22 protein-coding genes and 1 other annotated feature are annotated in these 21,283 nt (G+C 39.9%); of the genes, 20 read left to right on the forward strand and 2 right to left on the reverse strand.

All coding sequences use genetic code 11. The features are described from left to right. Position 1: 1 nt before the first annotated feature. The 10 genes from NSQ54_08990 to NSQ54_09035 all read left to right on the forward strand — a co-directional run bounded on the left by NSQ54_08990 (position 2) and on the right by NSQ54_09035 (position 9,524). Positions 2–1,651, forward strand: coding sequence for a cytochrome c biogenesis protein ResB (locus NSQ54_08990; protein WYP28209.1), 1,650 nt, complete (start codon positions 2–4; stop codon positions 1,649–1,651). Further along, on the forward strand, positions 1,651–2,838 hold the full coding sequence (gene ccsB, locus NSQ54_08995) for a c-type cytochrome biogenesis protein CcsB (GenBank protein ID WYP28210.1): 1,188 nt from the start codon (positions 1,651–1,653) through the stop codon (positions 2,836–2,838). Before NSQ54_08990 ends, ccsB begins: the two co-directional genes overlap by 1 nt. 85 nt (positions 2,839–2,923) lie before the next feature. Beyond that, positions 2,924–3,640: a response regulator transcription factor gene (locus NSQ54_09000; GenBank protein ID WYP28211.1), complete on the forward strand. Its 717-nt coding sequence runs from the start codon at positions 2,924–2,926 to the stop codon at positions 3,638–3,640. Then, positions 3,640–5,421 (forward strand): ATP-binding protein, encoded by a 1,782-nt coding sequence (locus NSQ54_09005; GenBank protein ID WYP28212.1) that lies wholly within the window; start codon positions 3,640–3,642, stop codon positions 5,419–5,421. Before NSQ54_09000 ends, NSQ54_09005 begins: the two co-directional genes overlap by 1 nt. A gap of 44 nt (positions 5,422–5,465) precedes the next feature. Then, a complete protein-coding gene (locus NSQ54_09010) occupies positions 5,466–6,407 on the forward strand; it encodes an ABC transporter substrate-binding protein (protein ID WYP28213.1) in 942 nt (313 codons plus the stop codon). Between the two features lie 69 nt (positions 6,408–6,476). Beyond that, complete coding sequence (locus NSQ54_09015; GenBank protein ID WYP28214.1) at positions 6,477–7,052, forward strand: cob(I)yrinic acid a,c-diamide adenosyltransferase; 576 nt, start codon at positions 6,477–6,479, stop codon at positions 7,050–7,052. A 61-nt stretch (positions 7,053–7,113) separates the two neighbouring features. Beyond that, positions 7,114–8,043, forward strand: coding sequence for a VanW family protein (locus tag NSQ54_09020; protein ID WYP28215.1), 930 nt, complete (start codon positions 7,114–7,116; stop codon positions 8,041–8,043). A 25-nt stretch (positions 8,044–8,068) separates the two neighbouring features. After that, the gene (locus tag NSQ54_09025; GenBank protein ID WYP28216.1) at positions 8,069–8,233 is read left to right on the forward strand and encodes a hypothetical protein; all 165 of its coding nucleotides are present in this window, start codon (positions 8,069–8,071) and stop codon (positions 8,231–8,233) included. A 43-nt stretch (positions 8,234–8,276) separates the two neighbouring features. Next, complete coding sequence (locus tag NSQ54_09030) at positions 8,277–8,663, forward strand: hypothetical protein (protein ID WYP28217.1); 387 nt, start codon at positions 8,277–8,279, stop codon at positions 8,661–8,663. Positions 8,664–8,753: 90 nt separating this feature from the next. Then, positions 8,754–9,524, forward strand: coding sequence for a TerC family protein (locus NSQ54_09035; GenBank protein WYP28218.1), 771 nt, complete (start codon positions 8,754–8,756; stop codon positions 9,522–9,524). 253 nt (positions 9,525–9,777) lie between these two features. Here the strand turns inward: NSQ54_09035 and serA are convergent, their stop codons facing one another. Further along, positions 9,778–11,400 (reverse strand): phosphoglycerate dehydrogenase, encoded by a 1,623-nt coding sequence (serA, locus tag NSQ54_09040; protein ID WYP28219.1) that lies wholly within the window; start codon positions 11,398–11,400, stop codon positions 9,778–9,780. Between the two features lie 94 nt (positions 11,401–11,494). Next, positions 11,495–11,715, reverse strand: a binding site (T-box leader). A gap of 117 nt (positions 11,716–11,832) precedes the next feature. Here serA and NSQ54_09045 point away from each other — a divergent pair. Further along, the gene (locus NSQ54_09045) at positions 11,833–12,891 is read left to right on the forward strand and encodes a M14 family metallopeptidase (GenBank protein ID WYP28220.1); all 1,059 of its coding nucleotides are present in this window, start codon (positions 11,833–11,835) and stop codon (positions 12,889–12,891) included. A 37-nt stretch (positions 12,892–12,928) separates the two neighbouring features. Here the strand turns inward: NSQ54_09045 and NSQ54_09050 are convergent, their stop codons facing one another. Then, complete coding sequence (locus tag NSQ54_09050; protein WYP28221.1) at positions 12,929–13,177, reverse strand: ferredoxin; 249 nt, start codon at positions 13,175–13,177, stop codon at positions 12,929–12,931. A gap of 240 nt (positions 13,178–13,417) precedes the next feature. Here NSQ54_09050 and NSQ54_09055 point away from each other — a divergent pair, with 240 nt between their 5' ends. From NSQ54_09055 to NSQ54_09095, 9 genes are all read left to right on the forward strand, one after another. Further along, positions 13,418–14,482 (forward strand): helix-turn-helix domain-containing protein, encoded by a 1,065-nt coding sequence (locus NSQ54_09055; GenBank protein ID WYP28222.1) that lies wholly within the window; start codon positions 13,418–13,420, stop codon positions 14,480–14,482. Continuing rightward, entirely contained in the window at positions 14,457–15,974 is a 1,518-nt protein-coding gene (locus NSQ54_09060) for an ATP-dependent DNA helicase RecQ (GenBank protein ID WYP28223.1), read from the forward strand. Before NSQ54_09055 ends, NSQ54_09060 begins: the two co-directional genes overlap by 26 nt. Further along, positions 15,971–16,570 (forward strand): CPBP family intramembrane glutamic endopeptidase, encoded by a 600-nt coding sequence (locus NSQ54_09065; GenBank protein ID WYP28224.1) that lies wholly within the window; start codon positions 15,971–15,973, stop codon positions 16,568–16,570. Before NSQ54_09060 ends, NSQ54_09065 begins: the two co-directional genes overlap by 4 nt. Beyond that, a complete protein-coding gene (locus tag NSQ54_09070) occupies positions 16,567–16,755 on the forward strand; it encodes a hypothetical protein (GenBank protein WYP28225.1) in 189 nt (62 codons plus the stop codon). The genes NSQ54_09065 and NSQ54_09070 overlap by 4 nt, the downstream gene beginning before the upstream one ends. A 53-nt stretch (positions 16,756–16,808) precedes the next feature. Beyond that, positions 16,809–17,237, forward strand: a complete 429-nt coding sequence (locus NSQ54_09075; GenBank protein WYP28226.1) for a DUF2663 family protein — start codon at positions 16,809–16,811, stop codon at positions 17,235–17,237. 265 nt (positions 17,238–17,502) lie between these two features. Then, positions 17,503–18,672 (forward strand): M20 family metallopeptidase, encoded by a 1,170-nt coding sequence (locus NSQ54_09080; GenBank protein WYP28227.1) that lies wholly within the window; start codon positions 17,503–17,505, stop codon positions 18,670–18,672. A 75-nt stretch (positions 18,673–18,747) separates the two neighbouring features. Next, entirely contained in the window at positions 18,748–19,548 is an 801-nt protein-coding gene (locus NSQ54_09085; protein WYP28228.1) for a metallophosphoesterase, read from the forward strand. Positions 19,549–19,588: 40 nt separating this feature from the next. Further along, positions 19,589–20,485 carry a MerR family transcriptional regulator gene (locus NSQ54_09090; protein WYP28229.1) on the forward strand — a complete coding sequence of 299 codons (897 nt, stop codon included), beginning with the start codon at positions 19,589–19,591 and terminating at the stop codon, positions 20,483–20,485. A gap of 116 nt (positions 20,486–20,601) precedes the next feature. After that, positions 20,602–21,201: a genetic competence negative regulator gene (locus NSQ54_09095; protein ID WYP28230.1), complete on the forward strand. Its 600-nt coding sequence runs from the start codon at positions 20,602–20,604 to the stop codon at positions 21,199–21,201. The last annotated feature ends 82 nt before the right edge of the window (positions 21,202–21,283 follow it).

The following is a 21,283-nucleotide window of genomic DNA, read 5'->3' on the forward strand; positions in this document are numbered from 1 at the left end:
GTTGAGTAACGTACAGTGTGAATGTGGTCAAGCCAACTCCGAAGGTACGCTAATTTGTCAAAAGTGTGGAAAACCTCTTGAGAAAACGGAGACCGAAGCACCATTGCTTAATATGCGATATGAAGGAGCTGCTCGTCGATCAAAAACATACACGAGCACAATCATAGATAAAATCTGGATGTTCTTTTCATCAGTTAAGGTTGGAATTTGGATTTTAGTAATCCTACTATTTGCTTCTGCATTAGGGAGTATTTTTCCACAGGAGGTTTTTATCCCTGCGGACCAGAATGCATCAATCTATTATAAAGAAGAGTATGGATTCTTAGGTCAGCTGTATTATGATGTTGGCTTTCATAACTTATATGGCTCGTGGTGGTATATGCTGCTATTGGCATCACTTGGGGTGTCATTAATTATTGCAAGCTTGGATCGTGTGGTTCCTCTTTATAAATCCTTATCAAAGCAGCGAATTACACGCCATCCGATGTTTTTAAAAAAGCAACGACTCTTTTCAAAAACAGAAGAAAGTAATGTCGATCAAGAGCAAATGATCAACGCCGTAAAATCAAATTTATCAAAAAAGCATTACAAAATTAGAGAGGAAAATGGAAATCTACTAGCCGAGAAAAACCGCTTTGCTAGATGGGGCCCTTATGTGAATCATGTAGGGATTATCATTTTTCTAATTGGGTGTATGCTGCGGTATTTTCCTGGTATGTATGTTGATGAATCAATGTGGGTTCGTGAGGGGGAGGAAGCAAGAGTCCCAGGAACGGATTCAACCCTGTTTGTACATAATGAACGATTTTTTGTTGAGTACTACGATGAATCAGATCCAACGTTTCAAGAAGCGCTTGAGCGAAATGGTGATCCCGTTGTTAAAACGTTTCAAACCGATGCCGTTTTGCTAGCGACCGAAGAAACGGGAGTGATCGGTGAATCAAGTGAGAAAAAGGAAGTAGCCAGACAAGAAATTCGTGTAAATGAACCCTTATCATATGAAGGTCTTTCCTTATATCAGACACAGTATAAGTTAAATGAACTTAATGAATTGTCCTTTACATTAGAAAATAAAGAGACAGGCGAAACGTATGGTCGAATGGATATCGATCTGTTTGATCCTGAAGAAGTGTATGAACTTGAAGAAGGATATAAAGTCGAAGTATTAGGGTATTTCCCTGATTACTTTATGAACGATCAAAACCAGCCGTCAACTCGTTCGCGTGTGCCCGATAATCCTTATTTCTTCTTTAAAATGTACACGCCTGATACACCAGAGGGTGAAGTAAGCTTCGTAGGAATCCAAGATAACCGGGAACCACTAGGTGAAACGGAATACAAGATGACGTTTGTGGATGTTGTAATGAAAAATGTAAGTATTTTGACTGTGCGTAAGGATTATACGATTCCATTCCTTATTGTAGGTGGAGCAATCTTTATGATTGGTTTAGTCCAAGGAGCTTATTGGACGCATCGTCGAATTTGGTTACAAAAGGTTGACAATGAATGGTGGATCGCTGGCCATACAAATAAAAGCTGGCTTGCCTTGCAACGTGATATCGGATTTGTTGCAGAGGGTACGGGCCTGAACGAGACAGTCGATCAGTCAGAAGATAAACAGAAAAAGAAAGAAGCTCAGGAGGGTTCATAATGGCTGCAGCAAGTGGAACACTTATGCTTATTGCGTTTTTTCTTTATTTGGCTTCAACGATTGCATTTGCAGTTGCTGTTACAGGGAAGAAGTGGAGAAATAAACAAGGAGAAATGAAGGGGAATCGCTGGGGAACATTTGGCTTTATTTTTAGTATACTTGCTGCCGTTTGTTCTTTAAGCTATTTTATTCTAAGGTGGTCTGTTGCTGGACATCCACCTGTAAGTAATATGTTCGAGTATATGACGTTTTTAGGCATTGCTATGGGGCTTGCATTCATTTTAATCTATAGTCTCTATCGTAACAACGTAATCGGTATGTTTACCATGCCAACAGTTATGCTCTTAATAGCTTATGCGTCTCTCTTTCCAAGAGAGGTTGCACCACTTATTCCGGCCCTACAAAGTAACTGGTTAAAGATTCACGTCATTACAACGGCTCTTGGTCAAGGAATTTTATCAATCGGATTTGCAGCCGGACTTGTTTATTTAATTCGAACATTGGATTACTCCAAGCCTGGATTAAAAACAGCAGCTCTTGAGTGGATTATGTATGCAATCACAAGTTTAGTTGGTTATATTGGGATTGGATATTTATTTAGATTATTTAATTATGAAGCTGTCTTTCAATACATAAATGAATTTGATGCAGAAGCTCAAATGACATACACCTTACCTGCGATTGTTGGACCAAACGAAGGGGAACTGTTAACGGATGGACGTATGCAGCCCTTGTTTCATGTGTGGGCTGATATTCGTAGTGATGACTTAAATACAGTTATCTGGTCGTTTATTGCCGGGATTGTGATATATGTACTTTTACGCCTTGTGTTACGAAAAAGAATTGGACATGCCATTCAACCTCTATTAAAATCAGTGAACCCTGAGCAGGTGGATGAAGTGAGTTACCGCGCCATCGCCATTGGTTTTCCGATCTTTGCATTAGGCGGGCTTGTCTTTGCGATGATTTGGGCTCAAATTGCCTGGACACGTTTTTGGGGTTGGGATCCAAAAGAAGTATGGGCGCTTATTACCTTTTTATTTTATGCTGTATACTTACATTTACGTTTATCAAATGGATGGCATGGAGAAAAGTCAGCCTGGTTATGTGTTATCGGGTTCGCCATCATTATGTTTAATCTAGTATTTGTTAATTTAGTCATTGCTGGTCTGCATTCGTATGCATAAGATCACTTCATGTGACTGAAATAATGAAGACATGGTACACTACAAGTATTAGAGCTTGTAAGTACTTGAAGGAGGCCCTAGCCTTATGGATCAACAAGAAGCAAGAATATTGGTTGTAGATGACGAGGAAAGAATTCGTCGCTTACTCCGGATGTATTTAGAGAGAGAAAATTACTCAATTGAAGAAGCAACAAATGGCCAAAAAGCGTTAGAAATGGCCCTTGAGACTGAATACGATTTAATCCTGCTTGACGTGATGATGCCTGAAATGGATGGCGTTGAGATGTGCCAGGAACTAAGAAAAACAAAAGCAACTCCTGTTATGATGTTAACGGCAAAAGGGGAAGAAGGAAACCGCGTACAAGGTTTTGAGGTAGGCGCGGATGACTATATTGTTAAACCGTTTAGCCCGAGAGAAGTTGTGCTTAGAGTAAAAGCTTTACTCAGACGTTCTTCAACAACAAAGTTTCTGCAAACGGACGTTCAGACAAAGGATCTCCTTGTTTTTAATCAATTAACCATCGACAATGATGCGCATCGAGTCAGTGTAGATGGACAAGATATAGGACTTACTCCTAAAGAATATGAGCTATTGTATTATTTGGCTCAATCACCGGACAAGGTATTTTCACGTGAACAACTGTTAAAAGATGTATGGAACTATGAGTTCTTTGGGGACCTACGAACGGTTGATACACACGTTAAAAGATTAAGAGAAAAGTTAAACAGAGTATCAGAAGAGACAGCCTCGATGATTGCAACAGTCTGGGGCGTTGGGTATAAGTTTGAGGCTGCGAAGTAATGCTTTGGCAAAGTGTTGTTGGTAAGCTATGGTTTACGATTTTACTATTAGTATCAGCAGTTCTGGCTATCTTAATGGTTTTATTGCTCCAATCTTTGGAGCAATTTAATCTTAAGGAAGCGGAAACACAGCTGCAAAAACACACAACGATGGTTGCCTCCATATACGAGGAACATGGGAACGAGCCAAGTAGAAATGAAATGATCCGTCAGTATGGCGAAAATTTTAATATTAATATTGCTATTTTTGAAGAGGGTCAAAAAAGCTGGGGATCAGAGAATCATTTGGATGTTACCCTGCCTGCGAGTTTTTTCTTAAGTGATGAAGAGCTCTTAACTGTGATTGAAAACAATCAAGTGGTTGTCAAAGAAGGTGATTTCTCTGGATCAGGAACGGGTCAAGATGAAATCATGGTTGTAGGAGTTCCACTGGCTGGTCAACCGGGCGGTGGTGTTTTTATGTATCAGACCTTATCAGCTTTTGAACAAACCTCAACTGAAACAAGAAGATTAGTGTACTTGTCTGCAGGAATTGCCATCGTTCTCACAACCATCTTTGCTTTTTTCCTTTCGTCAAGGGTTACTGCCCCATTACGTAAGATGCGCCAAGCAGCTCTTGAGGTAGCAGAAGGTAATTTTCAGACAAAGGTACCTATCCTCACTCATGATGAGATTGGACAATTAGCCATTGCTTTCAACCGAATGAGAAGAGAGCTCAACCGAAATATTGCTGCCCTCAATCAAGAAAAGGAGCAGCTTGCCAGAATATTAAGTAGTATGGCTGATGGTGTCATGACCTTTAACCGTAAAGGTGAGGTTGTAGTAATGAACCCACCTGCTGAGCGATTCTTTGAGGATTGGCGCTATGAAGTGGAAGATCAGTCACTAGTAGCATCTAATCTACCGGAGGAAATGAGTCAGCTCTACTTAAATGTCATTGGTGAAGAAGAAGAAGAACTCATAGAGATCGTGATACAAGGTAGAAGCTGGGCCATTCTTATGGCTCCGTTATATGATCAAAAGGACGTGCGTGGTGCGGTTGCTGTGATCCGTGATATGACAGAAGAAAGACAGCATGACAAATTAAGAAAAGACTTTATCGCGAATGTTTCACACGAGCTAAGAACGCCAATTTCCTTACTTCAAGGATATAGTGAAGCGATTGTAGATGATCTCGCTGGAACCGTAGAGGATCAAAAAGAACTGGCAAAAATTATTTACGATGAGTCCTTGCGTATGGGAAGGCTAGTAAATGAACTCCTCGATTTAGCACGAATGGAAGCAGATCATACAGAGCTTAACAAGGACTTCATTAATATTAAAGAGTTCTCTGGACGAGTGATTCGGAAGTTTCAAGGGTATGCGAATGATGATGGAATTACCCTCACGACTCATATCGAAGGGGAGCATCCTGAAGTAGAAATGGATCCGGATCGAATGGAACAGGTATTAACCAATCTGCTTCATAATGCCATAAGACATACAGAAGAAGGTGGAACGGTTGCATTAAATGTTCGCTTGTTTGAAAACACGGTTGAACTAGATGTAACGGACACAGGAAGTGGCATTCCAGAAGAGGATTTACCATTTGTATTTGAGCGGTTTTATAAAGGTGATAAATCCAGAACGAGAGGTCGTTCCGGCACAGGCCTGGGACTAGCCATTGCAAAAAATATCATTTCAGCTCATAAGGGTGAAGTAACGGTTCACAGTCGAATGAACAAAGGAACCACATTTTCTATCGTTCTTCCACGAAAACCTGACCATCCTAGCGAAAAATAAAGAAAAATCTTGTTCCATACGAAACAAGTGGAGGGTGTTAAACGGTGAAATACAGGTTTGGAATCGCGATTGTTCTTGCTGTGACTTTCGTTGCGGGCTGTACGAATCAAACAGATGAAGAACAGATTGAGGACACATCGGAATCAGAGGAGACGCTTGATACAAGCTATCCATTAGAGCTTACAGATGCATTAGAACGCGACGTTATAATCGATGCGGAACCGCAGTCGATCGTTTCTCTCATTCCTAGTAATACAGAAATTCTTTACGCGTTGGAAGCGGGAGAAGGGCTTGTCGGCCGTTCGGAATTTGATGATTACCCTGCTGAAGTGCTTGATGTCGAGAGTATTGGTGGGATGGAATTCGATATAGAAAAGATTATTGATCTTGATCCAGATTTAGTTCTGGCTCATCAATCAGGTGCAGCTCAAGCAGAACATGCATTTGAACAATTAAATCAAGCTGGATACCCTGTGTATGTTGTAGAAGACGCTCAAACAATTGAGGCTGTCTATGAAACCATTGAACAAATTGGTGAACTGCTTAATAAACAATCGGATGCACAAGAAGTAGTTGAAGAAATGGCTAGTCAATTTCAGGAGTTAGCGGAACGAACCCAAAAACAGCAGGATGATCAACGCTCTGTTTGGGTTGAAATATCACCTCAACCGATATTTGTTGCTGGAACAGATACCTTTCTTGATGAATTATTAAGTGTAGGTCATGCCAAAAATGCAGCAGACGATCAAGAGGGGTGGGTAGAGTTAAGTGAAGAAGTAGGGATTACCTATGATCCTGATGTCATTATCTCTACATATGATGGAGCAGAAACGATTAAAGAACGACCAGCCTGGAATAGGGTAAAAGCAGTAGAACAGGATCGAGTTTTCAATATTGATACCAATCTTGTTAGCCGTCCGGGTCCTCGTTTAGCAGAAGGAGCCCGAGAGCTAGCGGAGCTTGTATATCCAGAGGATTTTGAATAATAGCAGCGAAGAACCTTCTGACTAATTTAAGTCTTAAGGTTCTTTTCAAATGAAAGGAGTTATGAACACATGAAGATTTATACAAAACAAGGTGATAAAGGTGAAACATCCCTCATTGGAGGAAGGCTTCCAAAGCATGATAGTCAAATTGAATTACTTGGAACCCTTGATGAATTAAACAGTTTTGTAGGACTGGCTCGTGCTGAGTTAGCTTATCCGGAACTCGAACATGAATTGTTAAAAATTCAGCATGAACTCTTTGACTGTGGAAGTGACCTTTCTTATAAACAACTTGAAAATGACCAAGAAAAAAAGCTTACAGATACAGAAACAGCTTGGCTCGAACAACGCGTTGATTATTGGATGAATGTTACGCCATCAATAAAGCGGTTTATATTACCTGGTGGAACAAAAGCGGCCTCGACCTTGCATGTTTGTCGTACAATGGCTCGCAAAGCAGAGAGGCAATTAACAAAATGTCTGGTTGAGAAGGACGCAGCCAACCCAGCTATCCAACAATATTTAAATCGCTTATCTGACTATTTTTTTGTTGTGGCAAGAGTAGCAAATGTTCATCAATCAACTTCCGACATTGAATACAAACGAGGTACCGATGTCTTTCGTTTTTTTGAAAAAGAAGAATAGGTAATAAGTGTCATGGTTTGGCTCCCCCAGGCATAGATATACGTTTGGGGGGGAGAAATCAATGAGGAAATGGTCTTTTCTGATCGGTGTGAGTGTAGCATCAGTCAGTTTGCTCATCGCTTGTCAAACTGAACCAACTCACATTGTTTCAAAACAGCTTCCTTTAAAAGAGGAATCCAATCGCTTTCACAAAGAACGGATTGTATGGGATGAACTGGAGTTAATCGATCACCAAGAAAATAAGATCACCATTTCATTAGCCGATTTTGGCTTTTCTAACACTGATTTAACGAGTGATCTTAATGAAGAAGCAATGATAGAGTTTGCAAGTGAATTAGCATCTACGATTGATACACCCATGAAAAACCCTACTATTGATGAGTTTGGAACTATAACTGAAGGAGAGAATCGAGTCATCTTATCTGAAGAAGAACTGATTCAAGACTTGCATGCTCTTTCCCCACGTATAAAAACCTTAAAGCTCCCGATTTATGTAACTAAACCAACTGTTACAAGTGAACAGCTTGAAGGAATTGATGAATACGAAGTGGCAAGCTTTCGTACATATTTTGATTCAAGCGTAGAGGGTAGAACAAAGAATATACAAATATCAGCTGATGCAATCAATCAATATGTACTTGGTCCAGGAGATCAATTCTCATTTAATAAGGTTGTTGGTGAACGAACAATAGAACGTGGCTATCAAGAAGCGATGGAAATTGTGAATAAAGAATTTGTTCTTGGAATCGGTGGAGGCATTTGCCAAACCTCATCAACCTTATTTAATGCCATTGACGCTGCGGGCTTAGAGGTCGTACATCGGTATACTCATTCCAGAGAAGTGGGCTATGTCGCGTCCGGACGAGATGCAACGGTTTCATGGGGCGGACCTGATTTTATTTTTCAAAACTCATTTGAGCAGCCAGTGATGATTCAAACAGAGGTTAATCAAGGAGAACTTATTGTACGGGTGGTATCAAACGCACCTTAAATGAGAGAAGGGGTAGCTAAACGTTATGGTTGATTATACAAGAAGAGTATGTATTGCTTTAGTATTGGCATTAGTGATCGGGTTTTTGTTTATCGGGGCTCAAACGTTGCAAAATCAAGACCAAACATTTCTTTTTAACCTGAAGAATGATACGTCCAAAGCTAGTGAGACAGCTAGCTTTTTCTTATGATAAAATAAAAGAAAAGAATGTGTTCATAGAAAGGTTCTACTCCATGACTGACCCACGCTTAAAAGCTGAATTGCTATCTTGGTTTAATCAAAGAATGGATTTATCAAGTACACAAATCGATATTGTTGATGGTTTTGTATTTATGTTAAAGAAAGTAAATGCACAAACAAACCTCCGTACAGTAGGTTCAAAAGAGTTTCACCCACGCTTTTGGAGAGCTCATCATCGTGCATTTGGTTACCGTATCCGTACAAAAAGAGATGTGGAAGCGGCCAAACAGATGCATGAATTTTACCTCCGTATTGCTTTTCATGAAGAATTCCTCATGCATGATCAAAATCAAATGATTCTCTCGCCTAAAGGAAAAATGTATTTAACTTTATCAAAGGAAGATCAACTCGAACAAATCCTTACCCACATCTGGTCATGAATATGAGCGAGTGAAACGCACAAACTAATCCAATCAGATTACAACCAAACATCATCTTGTTTAGGTTGTACTTATTGGAGGTCATCACGAATGGATACCACGGTATGGCTTGAATATGCTTGGGTACTTGTTGTTCTTATTGGGCTAGAAGGTGTGCTTGCTGCTGATAATGCGGTTGTTTTAGCCATGGTTATCAGGCACCTACCTGATGATGAGCGGAAGAAAGCATTATTTTATGGCCTTGCAGGTGCGTTTGTTTTCCGTTTTGCATCGTTATTTTTAATCTCTTATTTAGTTGATGTCTGGCAAATTCAAGCGATCGGTGCAATTTACCTGCTTTATTTAGCGCTGCATTATATCTGGAGAAAATTTATTCTTCATAAAACGAAATCGGCTAAATCTGTAAAGGCTCCTGCGAGTTTTTGGAAAACCGTTTTAAAGGTAGAACTCGCTGATTTTGCTTTTGCGGTAGATTCGATCCTTGCTGCAGTAGCACTTGCCATGACATTGCCTGAGACTCCATTACCGAGAATTGGTCAAATGGATGGTGGGCAATTTTTTGTTGTGTTACTTGGGGGGATTGTTGGAATTGTCATCATGAGGTTTGCTGCGAGTAAATTCGTGGGCTTATTAGAGAAAAGGCCAAATCTTGAAACAGGTGCGTATGTTATTGTTGGCTGGGTTGGAGTGAAGCTTGCTGTGTTTACGTTAAGCCATCCTGATCTAGGCGTACTGCCCGTGCATTTTCCCGAATCAACGACATGGAAGCTTATTTTCTGGGGAGTGCTCGTTCTCATTATTATTATAAGTTGGGTTACATCCGGTAAAAAAGGAATCAAAGAAAAAGAGGCCGTGACATAACTAATAAATAATGAAAAAACGGCGAATGATTCTACGATTGAATCATTCGCCATTTGTGTTTTTGAGAAAACAAGCGGAGGGAGAACCCGAGACTCCTACGGAACAGAACGCGGTGAAGACACTGTAGCGGCGCTTTTCCCGCGGAGGGGGCTGAGGCCGTTCTTGTGGGTGCGAGGGATTCTCCTGTAGCGGATTTGTTGCGATATTCGTGCTTTATCTCGCTACATAATGTTATGTCCGAGCCTCTTCGTAGTTAACATTCGATCGTTTCTGCAAATTGAATCTCATCGATCTCTTGTAGGTGATCAATAACAATTTGATCAACAAGCTTATCTACGGTTACAAGCATGATGGCTTGACCACCTGCTTCTTGTCTACCTACTTGCATCGTTGCGATATTTACATCGTGCTCGGCAAGAAGTTGACCCATCTTTCCGATTACACCTGGTTTATCGTTGTGTTGAATGTAGAGAATATGTCCCTCAGGAATGAAATCAACAGAGAATCCATTCATATTGACGATTCGTGCGCCATATTCTTTTACATACGTTCCTTGAATAGAGAAAGAGCGTTCTTCTCCTTTAACAACGGCGTGAATGAGGTTTGAGTAACCAAACGTATCTGACACTTGTTTTTCTCCAAAGCTGATGCCACGTTCTTTTGCAATTAATGAAGCATTTACATCATTCACTGCAGCATCTACTCTAGGCTGCAGGAATCCAGCAATTAAGCTTCTTGTCGTAATGGTTGTTTCAAAATTTGCGACATTGCCGCTATAATGTACATCGATTTCTTGAACAGGCGTACGAAGAACCTGAGACAGAATATTCCCCATTTTTTTCGTTAGTTGATAATATGGTTTTACTTTTTCATAAACCTCTTTTGAGAGTGTAGGTAAGTTAATTGAGTTTGTAGCTGGTGAACCTTGTAGAAAATGAAGAACTTCTTCAGATACTTGTGATGCTACATTTAATTGAGCCTCTTTTGTAGATGCTGCGATATGAGGTGTAGCAATCACATTATCAAAATCCAAGAGCTCACGGTCTGTTGCAGGTTCCTCAACAAATACATCTAGTGCAGCTCCGGCGACATGACCATTCGCTAAGTAATGCTTTAATGCTTGCTCATCTATAATTCCACCGCGTGCACAGTTGATAAGGAATACACCAGGTTTTGTTTTCGCGATGTTTTTCATACCTAAAAGACCTTTAGTCTCTTTTGTTAGTGGAGTATGGACAGTAATGATATCAGCGGCAGCTAACACTTCGTCAACAGAACCAAGCTCAACGCCAAGTTTCTCGGCACGATCCTTTGTTAAAAATGGATCAAATACGATAAGCTTCATCTCGAATGCTTTTGCACGTTGGGCAATCTGTGAGCCAATTCGACCAAAACCAATGATTCCAAGTGTTTTTAAACGAAGCTCAGATCCTTGATATTTGCTACGATTCCATTGACCAGCTTTAATCGAAGCGTTCGCTTGTGGAATATTTCGTAACAACGAGCTCATCATGGCAAAGGTATGTTCAGCTGTTGAAATGGTGTTACCGTCTGGTGCGTTAACGACAACAACTCCGTGCTTGGTTGCTGCATCAAGGTCAACGTTATCTACACCGACACCAGCTCTTGCAACAATTTTTAAATTAGGCATTTTTGACAACAATTCATCTGTTACCGTTGTTGCACTGCGAATAAGTAGCGCATCAAACACAGATAAGTCCTCTACATCATTCACATTTTGCTGTACACATGTGACAAGATCACTTTCAAGTAAAGGTTGAAGTCCTTCTTTACTCATTGCATCAGATACAAGGATCTGAAACACACCTGTTTTCACGTTTTGTTCTTCTGTCTCTGCTACCATTTGATGTTCCATTCTCCAACCACTCCTTTGAGTACTATATTACTTTGTCGCGGCACTGTGAAAGCGTTAATCTATAAAAAAACTTCGCTCCTCACAACAAAATGTCGTGAGGGGCGAAGTCCGCGGTACCACCCTCATCATCTGAACACAAAAAACGTTCAGCTCTCATAGAGATCTCAATAACGATAACGGGTAAACCCGAATACACCTACTAAAGGTTCAATGTATTAACTCGGAAGGGCTATCCAAAAAGATTCTTACTGACTTTCACCACCCGTCAGCTCTCTAAAAAGAAACCTTTTTTTCATTCTTCCTCAATGTTTTTATTCATATGATAATTTGAAAGTTCTAATTGTAAGATAATTTATCATAATGAATGAACCCTGTCAACAGACCATTTTAATGAGTTAATTAGAGTAGAACGTACAAAAAGGAGGGGGATTTTTGAGGACGTACCTTGCCACTATTGGAGATACCGTTTCAATCATTGCGTTTAAACATGGCATCAGACCCATTGATATTCTTTTACTTAATCCATCCATTCGCTTTGAACAGGATTATATTTATCCAGGGATGAGAGTACAAATTCCTGAACATGCATCGCTTCAACTCACCAGCAGTGAAGAAGATGATTTGTTGTGTGAATATGGTCACGCTCAGCTCGAAGACGACCGACTCATACTTCAGAAACTAGGTCTTAAGTCAACCATCATTGGCCATTCCGTAATGGGTCAGCCGATTTATGCATGGAGAATTGGGGTGGGCAAACGGTCATGCTTTTACTCTGGAGGTTGGCATGCAAATGAATGGCATACGTCAAAATTTTTAAGTCGATTCCTTCTTAACGCAGTTAAACATCTTAAACAAGATAAAAAATGGCAAGGATATTCATTAACCGATTTATTTGCAAGCATTCAGCTTCACATTGTACCTATGGTGAATCCTGATGGAATTGATTTAGTGTTGCAGGGAATATATGATGGTCATCCACATCAACGCAATGTACTTGAGATTAATCAAGGAATCAAGCGTTTTAATCATTGGTCAGCAAATATTCGTGGGGTCGATCTAAATCATCAATGGCCAGCAGGATGGGATGAAGAAGCAAAAGGAAGCCCGCAGAAGCCCTGGCCACGTCACTACGGAGGACCACATCCATTATCTGAGCCTGAAGCCATGGCTGTTTATCAGTATGTTCAACGAATAGAACCAGATTATGTGTTAGCCTTCCACTCACAGGGTCAGGTTATTTATTGGGGCTACCGGAACTTAGAATCAAAACAAAGCAAAGAGATGGTTGATAAGCTGTGTCAGGTTAGCTCCTACACGGCGGTGCATACAGCAGATAGCGATGCAGGCTTTAAAGATTGGTTTATTAAAGAAACTAACCGATCAGGCTTTACGATTGAGGTAGGCACCGGAATAAATCCACTCCCACCACAGTCTTTCTCAGAGATCTGGACAAATAATGTGCCTCTTGCTTTAAAAGGACTAGAGCTATAAAAAAAGGCTTTCCTCTAAAAAGAGGTAAGCCTTTTTTCTATTCATACTTAAGTGCGTCGCCATCAAATGATTCATCAGCCACTTTAATTGAATCCGTTGGACAGCCTTCATGTGCATCGATCATGTCTTCTTCCAGCTCTTCTGGAATCGCAGCAGTTCCTGCATTGTCATCTAAGATAACAAACGCAATGCCTTCATCATCATAATCGTAAATATCTGGAGCTGCAGCACCACAGGCGCCACAAGCGATACAGGTATCTTTATCTACAATTGTATATTTAGCCATTTATGTATACCTCCATTCAAGCGAACTTTCCCACTAAGACAGTATGTCGATCATAGGGAGTGCATTATCTTTACCTATTGTAAAGTGTACCCGTTTTTTTTTCAACTGAATCGTACAATCATTTGGTAGAATCCTATGCAATAGGATGAAATTACTTGAAAAACAAGCCTAATCGAACAATATCAGCAAGAATTTTGGTACAATATGTAGAAGAAGAACGGATGGTAAGGGGTTAAGAATATGAAGGAAGAGATACTTCTGACAATGTTATCGGCCTATAAGGGTGAGCGTACGATTTACGGAGCCCAGCATATATTACAAGGAAAAAAGTCCGCGCAGTCGATCCAGGACGGTCATTTCTTTTCTCTTCTTCCTTATTTTCGTTTATTCCCTCAGATAACGAGAGAAGAAGTAGAACAACTCGTTACCTCACTTGAATCTAAACAATTGATCGTTTTAGGTGAGGAGCACCGTGCGACGTTAACGGATAAAGGAAAGGCTAAAGTAAAGTCATTTAAACAAGAACATGCATTTGTTCATCAATTAGATGGCTGGAAGTACCTTAAGCTTACCGAATCTTTTTGGTTAAGATTAACTCTTTGCATTCAATCACTTACTCAACTTCACTTAAATCAATCATCGTTTATTCCCATTACATCTAACCGAGATATTCAGAAATGGGTAAAACGACAACTACTAAAAAATAAAGTTCAACAGCAAGAGGAATTAGATTCTCTCTATCGGGATCTGTTAGCGTTTCTTGACACTTGTTCAGACCTTGAAGCAAAAATCTTTGTAGGTCAGCTTTCTTCTCCTTCACAAATAGGGTTAACAATCTTTCAACTAGCAGAACAGCTTCATGTTAATGAAGATTACGTCTATGTTTTACATCGAGCAACCCTACATAAGTTATTTCGAACATTACTAAACGGTCAATATCCATCGTTGCGGCCTTTTATTGGGGAGCTTCAAGAGCATCATTTTTCAACTGAAACAGCAAACAAAACAGCAGAGTTGTTAAAACGAGGGTTAACCATTGATGAGATTGTCGAAAAAAGAAGATTAAAGAGGAATACGATCGAAGACCATGTAGTAGAACTGGCTTTATATGATCCATCATTTTCTATTCGTCCTTACATTACCGAAGCGGACTATCGACAAATCATTGCAGCTGCAGAAAAGCTAAACACTTTAAAGCTCAAGCAATTAAGAGAACACGTAGGTCATTCAATCAGTTATTTTATGATTCGGATTGCGTTAACAAGAAAGGATTCTTCATATGAATCTGCACAAAGCACTTTATGAATGGTTTGGGTATTCCGAATTTAGAATGGGACAAGAAGAAATTATTCACTCCCTGTTAAAGGGTAAGGATGTTCTTGCAATGCTTCCAACTGGTACGGGAAAGTCAATGTGTTATCAGCTTCCTGCTTTGATGTCAGATGGATTAACACTCGTCATTTCACCATTGTTATCTCTTATGCAGGACCAGGTTCAAGAGTTAAAAAGTAATGGAATTAAGCGGGTGGCCGCACTAAATAGTATGACTCAATCAGATGAACGAGATGAGATTTTCAATCAGCTTGATCGCTACCAATTGCTGTACTTGTCACCAGAAATGCTGCAATCAGATTGGGTTATTGCAAGGATTAATCGAGTGAAGGTTACATACATTGTTGTAGATGAAGCGCATTGTATTTCGCACTGGGGGAAATCATTCCGGACGGATTACCGAAAACTTGCACCTGTTCGTAAGAAATTAGGAAATCCGCCATGTCTGGCTATTACGGCAACAGCGACTAAATTAGTTCAAGTTGATATCATTCAACAATTGGAGCTTCAATCTGTAGAGACTTATCTTTATAGTGTGGATCGGCCGACGATTGCTCAGCACGTGCAGGAAGCGTCTTCTAATCAACATAAACTTGAACAACTAAGTGAATATGTCGGGTCGTTGTCAGGCCCGGGTGTTATTTATTTTCAAACTCGAAAATGGGCAGAGTCAGCATCTGATTATTTAAGACAGCAGGGACATAATGGAGTGAGCTATTATCATGGTGGAATGGTTCATGAAGACCGTTTATTGATTCAACAACAATTTATGAGTGGTAAGCTTCAGTTAATTTGCTGTACAAGTGCTTTTGGCATGGGTGTGAACAAATCTGATATTCGGTACGTCATTCATTTTCAACCGCCACTGGACCTTGAATCCTATTTGCAAGAGAGTGGACGAGCGGGTCGAGATGGGGAAAAGAGTATATCGATTGTTATGTACAGTCATGAAGACCTTATGTTATCGCATTCTATGATTCAAAAGGATACGCTGGATGAATTTCAGCTAAAAACAATCTTAACAGAGGTATCGAGGGGCAAAGTTTTAAGTGAACCTGAGGAGAGATCAATTTGTGCAGCTGTACATTGTTCAGATACAGCCTATCAGATCGTGAAACATGAGTTAGAAAACGCGGGGTATGTGTATAAAAACGATTGGAAAGCGTTTGTAGTGGAAGAGGTATATCCATTGATAAAAAGTAAACTTGATGAACATGTAAAAGTGATGGAAGAACGACTACAATCGATGTGGAAATGGATAAAAACAGAAGACTGCAAACGAGAAACGATCCTTCATTATTTTAGTGAAGAGTTGGAACATAAGCCGGACGCTTGTTGTACGTCGTGTGGGTTACGAATCAAGGATTCCTTTAAGCAGGAACCTATAGAGGAAACTACAAATGATGAAGCAATGAATTGGCGAGACCAGCTTGATCTCCTATTTTTAAAAGGCGTGAAACAATGAAAGAAGAGAATGTTAAAAATATAAAATATATGTCGACGAGAATTCTCTATCTTAACGCGTATCTGACGCAGGTCGTTCTTTTGCTACTTGCTGGAGCATTGATATGGGTTTTTAACATTCCTCTAGAACAAATGATTCGTTTACAGTCCGAAGTTCTGTTTTCAATGATAGGAATAGGTCTGCTTGTTGCAGGTATCGTCTTACTTTGCGAGTGGGTATTAACGAAAATTGTCTCTAAAGAGGCCCTGGATGACGGGGGCATCAATAAACTAATTTTTGGACGAATGTCCGTTATTCATATCTTGATTTTTTGTTTATTAGTAAGTGTAGTTGAAGAATTGTTATTCCGGGCGGTCATTCAAACGCTGATTGGTTTAGTGGGGGCAAGCTTGCTCTTTGCTATTATTCATGTGCGTTACTTAAGAAAACCTGTACTCTTCGGAGTAATGGTTACCGTTAGTTTTAGCTTGGGTTTGCTTTTTCAATGGACAAATCATTTAGTGGCACCAATCACCGCGCATTTTTTTATTAACTTTATTGCTGCGTTGTTTATTCGTTTTCCCTTAAAGAAATCAACAAGGAGTGAGATTCATTGAGTGCTGAGAGAAAAACGCGATCTGAAGAAGTGAATGAACAAATGTCAGAAACATTGCCTCCGCGAGCTGAAAGAAGAGAGCAGAGGCAACGCCAGAGAAAGAGTGCGACCTTTCCGTTAGCAAGGGTATTACTTGTTTTATTTTTAGGATTAGTTGGAATGGCAATCTTTTTAGGTTCGAGATAGTTCTAAAGCATGGCATTCATTTATATAGTAGATAGAAAAAGGGAGCTACTTGAATGAATGTTCAGCCTAACCTAAAGGACAACCCTGTAGCTAAACAAATTGTTGATGAGCTAATCAAACGAAAAACAAAACTTGATCAGTTTGAAAAAAGAAAAAATAAAGCAAGCCTTATTGTTTTACTACTAAGTCTTGTATTTGCTCTGTTTGGCGTGAGCTGGGGAGGGCATGGAATGCTGGGACTACCAGTATCCTTAAATGGATTCTTCGGCATCTTCCTAGCTATGTCAATGGGTATAGGATTATTCCGCATGGTTCATTTTAATAAGAAAACGGAAAAAGCAGATAAAGAATTCGAGGAATTACGGGAAGAATTTATTTCTCGGCAAGAAGAATTTTGGCAGGACGATCGAAATTGGAAAGAACGCCACAAGGTGTTTACACAGCTTCAGAATACGCATGATATTAATGTATTCTACCGTTAAAAGGGTGTTCATGAGAAATGCTTTTGACAAAAACTTCATTTATCAGCTAAACTAGAGATAGATGAGGTTAGGGAGTGATCAATCATGTCAATGAGTCAATTTTTGGCAGTCCTTGGGTTCGGTGGACTAGCCGTTTTACTTGCACTATTTATGGCAATTGGTTTACTGAAACTATCACAGAAATCAGATTAACCAGGTTGATACTCTTATGCAGGGTATCAGCTTTTTTTTAATCAGTTCTATACTTTGAAGGAGGCATACATATATGAGTACATTATTTGATCGTTTAGAAACGTTATATCCCGAGATGGTGGATATTAGAAGAAAACTACATGCTGAACCAGAGCTTTCCTTCCATGAAGTTAACACGCCTGCATTCATTGCAGACTATTTAGAAGAGCTTGGAGTTGAAGTAAAACGGAATGTTGGAGGACGTGGAGTTGTTGGTTATATTAAAGGCGAACTGCCAGGGAAAACAGTTGCACTGAGAGCCGATTTTGATGCGCTTCCGATTCAAGAAGATACAGGGTTGGACTTTTCATCTAAAACTCCTGGTGTGATGCATGCTTGTGGACATGATGGACATACGGCTACTTTACTTATTTGTGCAAAGGTGTTAATGGAAAACCGTGATCAATTAAAGGGAACGATTGTGCTGATCCATCAATTCGCTGAAGAGTTAGCTCCAGGTGGGGCCATTGCAATGATTAAAGATGGTTGCTTAGATGGTGTTGATGTGATTTATGGTACGCATCTATGGAATCCGATTCCCGTAGGTGAAGTAGGATATCTTGGTGGCCCAATCATGGCAGCGGCCGACCGCTTTGAAGTAACGATTCAAGGAAAAGGTGGCCATGGTGCATCACCACATGAAACGGTGGACGCGGTGGCTGTTGGATCCTCAGTTGTTCAAAATCTACAACATGTTGTTAGCAGACAGGTTGACCCTCTAAAGTCTGCTGTTGTCACAACCGCTTCTTTCCAAGCTGGTGGGCCTTTTAATGTGATCGCGGATACAGCAGAATTAATTGGAACTGTAAGAAGTTTTGATGAAGATGTTCAAGATTTAGTCATTGAGAAGATGGAACAAATGATTAAAGGCACGTGTGAAGCGATGGGAGCAACGTATTCATTTAAATATGTGAAGGGCTATCCAGCAGTTGTGAATGATGCAACAGAAACTGAACGATTTGCAGAGGTGGCCAAAGCCATTCATGATCCCAAAAAGGTTGTGGAGACGGCACCTGTTATGGGCGGCGAAGACTTCGCTTATTATTTGCGTGAAGTACCTGGTACATTCTTCTTTACGGGTTCTGGAAATCCTGATGTTGGAGCGGATTATCCACACCATCATCCAAAATTCACTTTTGATGAACAAGCTATGCTAACAGCAGGAAAGTTACTAATTCAAGCAGCGCTTACGTACCAAGAATAGACGTACATAAGCGGATGATTGGGCAAATAATCATCTGTAGTGTATATTGGTTATGAAAGAAAAGAGGCGAGACTAGTGGGTTGGTTTCCTTTCATAAGCGCAGCCGGATTACTCTCCATTCCGGTCTTAAAACAGATGCACGCAACGGCGCTTAGACATCGATTGATCAAACAGACCATTTATATGGATCGCTTACCAGAAGCATTTAATGATAGTAAGCTGTTTTTTATATCAGACATTCATCGACGAATCGTATCTCCTGATTTGCTTAAAGAAGTAGGGACGTGTGATTTCGTTATTATAGGAGGAGACTTACTTGAGAAAGGAGTCTCCTTAGAACAAGTGAAATCAAATCTACAAGCGTTAACTGCATGTGGACCCACCTATTTTGTGTGGGGAAATAATGATGTTGAGGTAGATGAAGAGACGTTTCGGTCCTTGCTCCAAGAAGTTGGTGTAACTGAATTAATGAACGAAGGCGTTGTGGTTGAAAGAGAGAATCAACGTCTTTTTCTTGCAGGTGGAGTAGAACCATTACGTAAAGGTCTGCATCAAAAGTTAATTGAACAGGCAGCAACATACTCATGCTCATTTTTTGTCTGTCATTTTCCTGAAGCTTTTAAGGAATTACCACCGGATCATCCATTCTCATTTTTATTAAGTGGGCATACGCATGGTGGTCAAATTCGTTTCATTGGATTAAGTCCAGCTCCAAAAGGTTATATAAAAAAAGTAAATGATGTTATTCAGTTGGTTAGTAACGGATACGGTACAAGCAAGTTGCCTTTGCGCTTAGGTGCATTACCAGAGACGCATTTATATACTTTGAAGGCTGGACCGACTACAATTGAACATCCGACTGTTTATGACGTTTGAGTCTATCACACAATGACTAAAGAGCTTGGGGGGTGTGAATATGACACCACGAGATGGGAAATATAATATAAAGGCAATCTCCACCAGATTAGGCATCCAACCAGGAACTCTACGTGCATGGGAACGTAGGTATAAGGTGATACAGCCTACTCGAAATGCTGCTGGTCATAGACTTTATTCGGAGCAACAATTACATGTTTTACACTGGCTCATCGAGAAAGTAAATCAAGGATTTACAATTGGACAAGCAGTTGAATGGTTTGAAATGGATAAAAAACAATCGAACCCAATGACTGTGCAAAAAGAAGAGGATTTCACCTATCAATTAGCTTGTGAAATGAAACAGGCCCTCTTACAATTTAATGAATATGAAGCGTCCCAATTGTTAAATAAAGCATTCAGTCTCTATAGCATTGAGAAAGTCGCACAAGACATTTTGGGTGTCATTTACCAAGATGTAAGAGCCTTAAAGGAAACAAATCAAATAACAGCCGCTCATGAATACGTAACGTCATCATTTGTTGAAACAAAAATTAAACATTTATTTCTTACATTACCGATTGATGGTCGTTTTCCAAAGGTTGTCACTTGGTTATATGGTAAAGAGAAGCAGAATAGCTTACAGTGGTTACTTTTCGCATTATTTTTAAGACAAAAAGGGATGGATGTTATTAACTTAGGAGAAGGAATCTCTTTTAATGACGTCGAAACAATGATACGTGAAGTGAAACCGGCAATGTGTGTGACGTTTTATCAAAGTCATGATCAAATCGAAAGTGTTTCTTCACTTAATCGTACACTAGAGAAATTGTTTCCTCAAATGGGGCTTGCTATAGGAGGAGAAAAGAGCTTACAGGATGTTGATTCTGATCTATCAATCGGATCGAGTCAAGTTGAATGGGAAGAATGGCTCAACCATTGGGTAAGCTCCCTATAATTCGGAAAAGAAGGGCTTCTGTATAAGCACCATATGACGCTTTATAACATACCGTATGTTAGAAGAAACGGTTTTGCGGGTATGAGGAATGGTTTCGTGATAAGGGAGGGACCAAGATGCGTCTAGAGCGATTAGCTGTTGATAAATTTAAAGTGTTTTTAACTTTTGATGATATGCAAGATCGAGGGATAACGAAAGAAGATTTATGGCAGGATGTTCCAAAAGTACATGATCTTTTTCGTGACATGATGTTAGAAGCAGATGATGAGCTAGGGTTTAAAGTGGACGGTCCAATCGCTGTTGAGGTATTTGCCATGCCAGCGCAAGGAATGGTCTTTATTGTAAGCAAGGGTCAAGCAGATGATGACTTTGATGATGAAGGATTTGAAGAAGGCTTTATCGAGATGCAAGTAACCCTCGATGAGACAGATGAGATCTTTTATGAACTTGATCACTTTGAAGCAGCAATCGGTTTGGCTTCTAGATTATATTCATTTGGCGTTAAAGGTGGAAGACTGTATTCCTTCCAGAATCGCTATTTTATGAAGTTTGATGAATACGATATTGAGGATGTCAACGAGTCAGCTCTTATTGCTTTACTTGCTGAATTTGGGAATCCTTCTACGATTTCCTCATTTAGGGTGAATGAGTACGGGAAGCAATTGATGGAAACAAACGCAGTTGAACAACTATATGATTACTTTATTAGGAAATAGTGAATGGCTTTAAGTCATTTACTATTTCTTTATTTTGGATTTTTATCAGATAACTTTCAAAAAAATACAGTCTATTGATCTA

It is taken from the genome of Alkalihalobacillus sp. FSL W8-0930, assembly GCA_037965595.1.
Taxonomy (GTDB): Bacteria; Bacillota; Bacilli; order Bacillales; family Bacillaceae_D; genus Alkalicoccobacillus.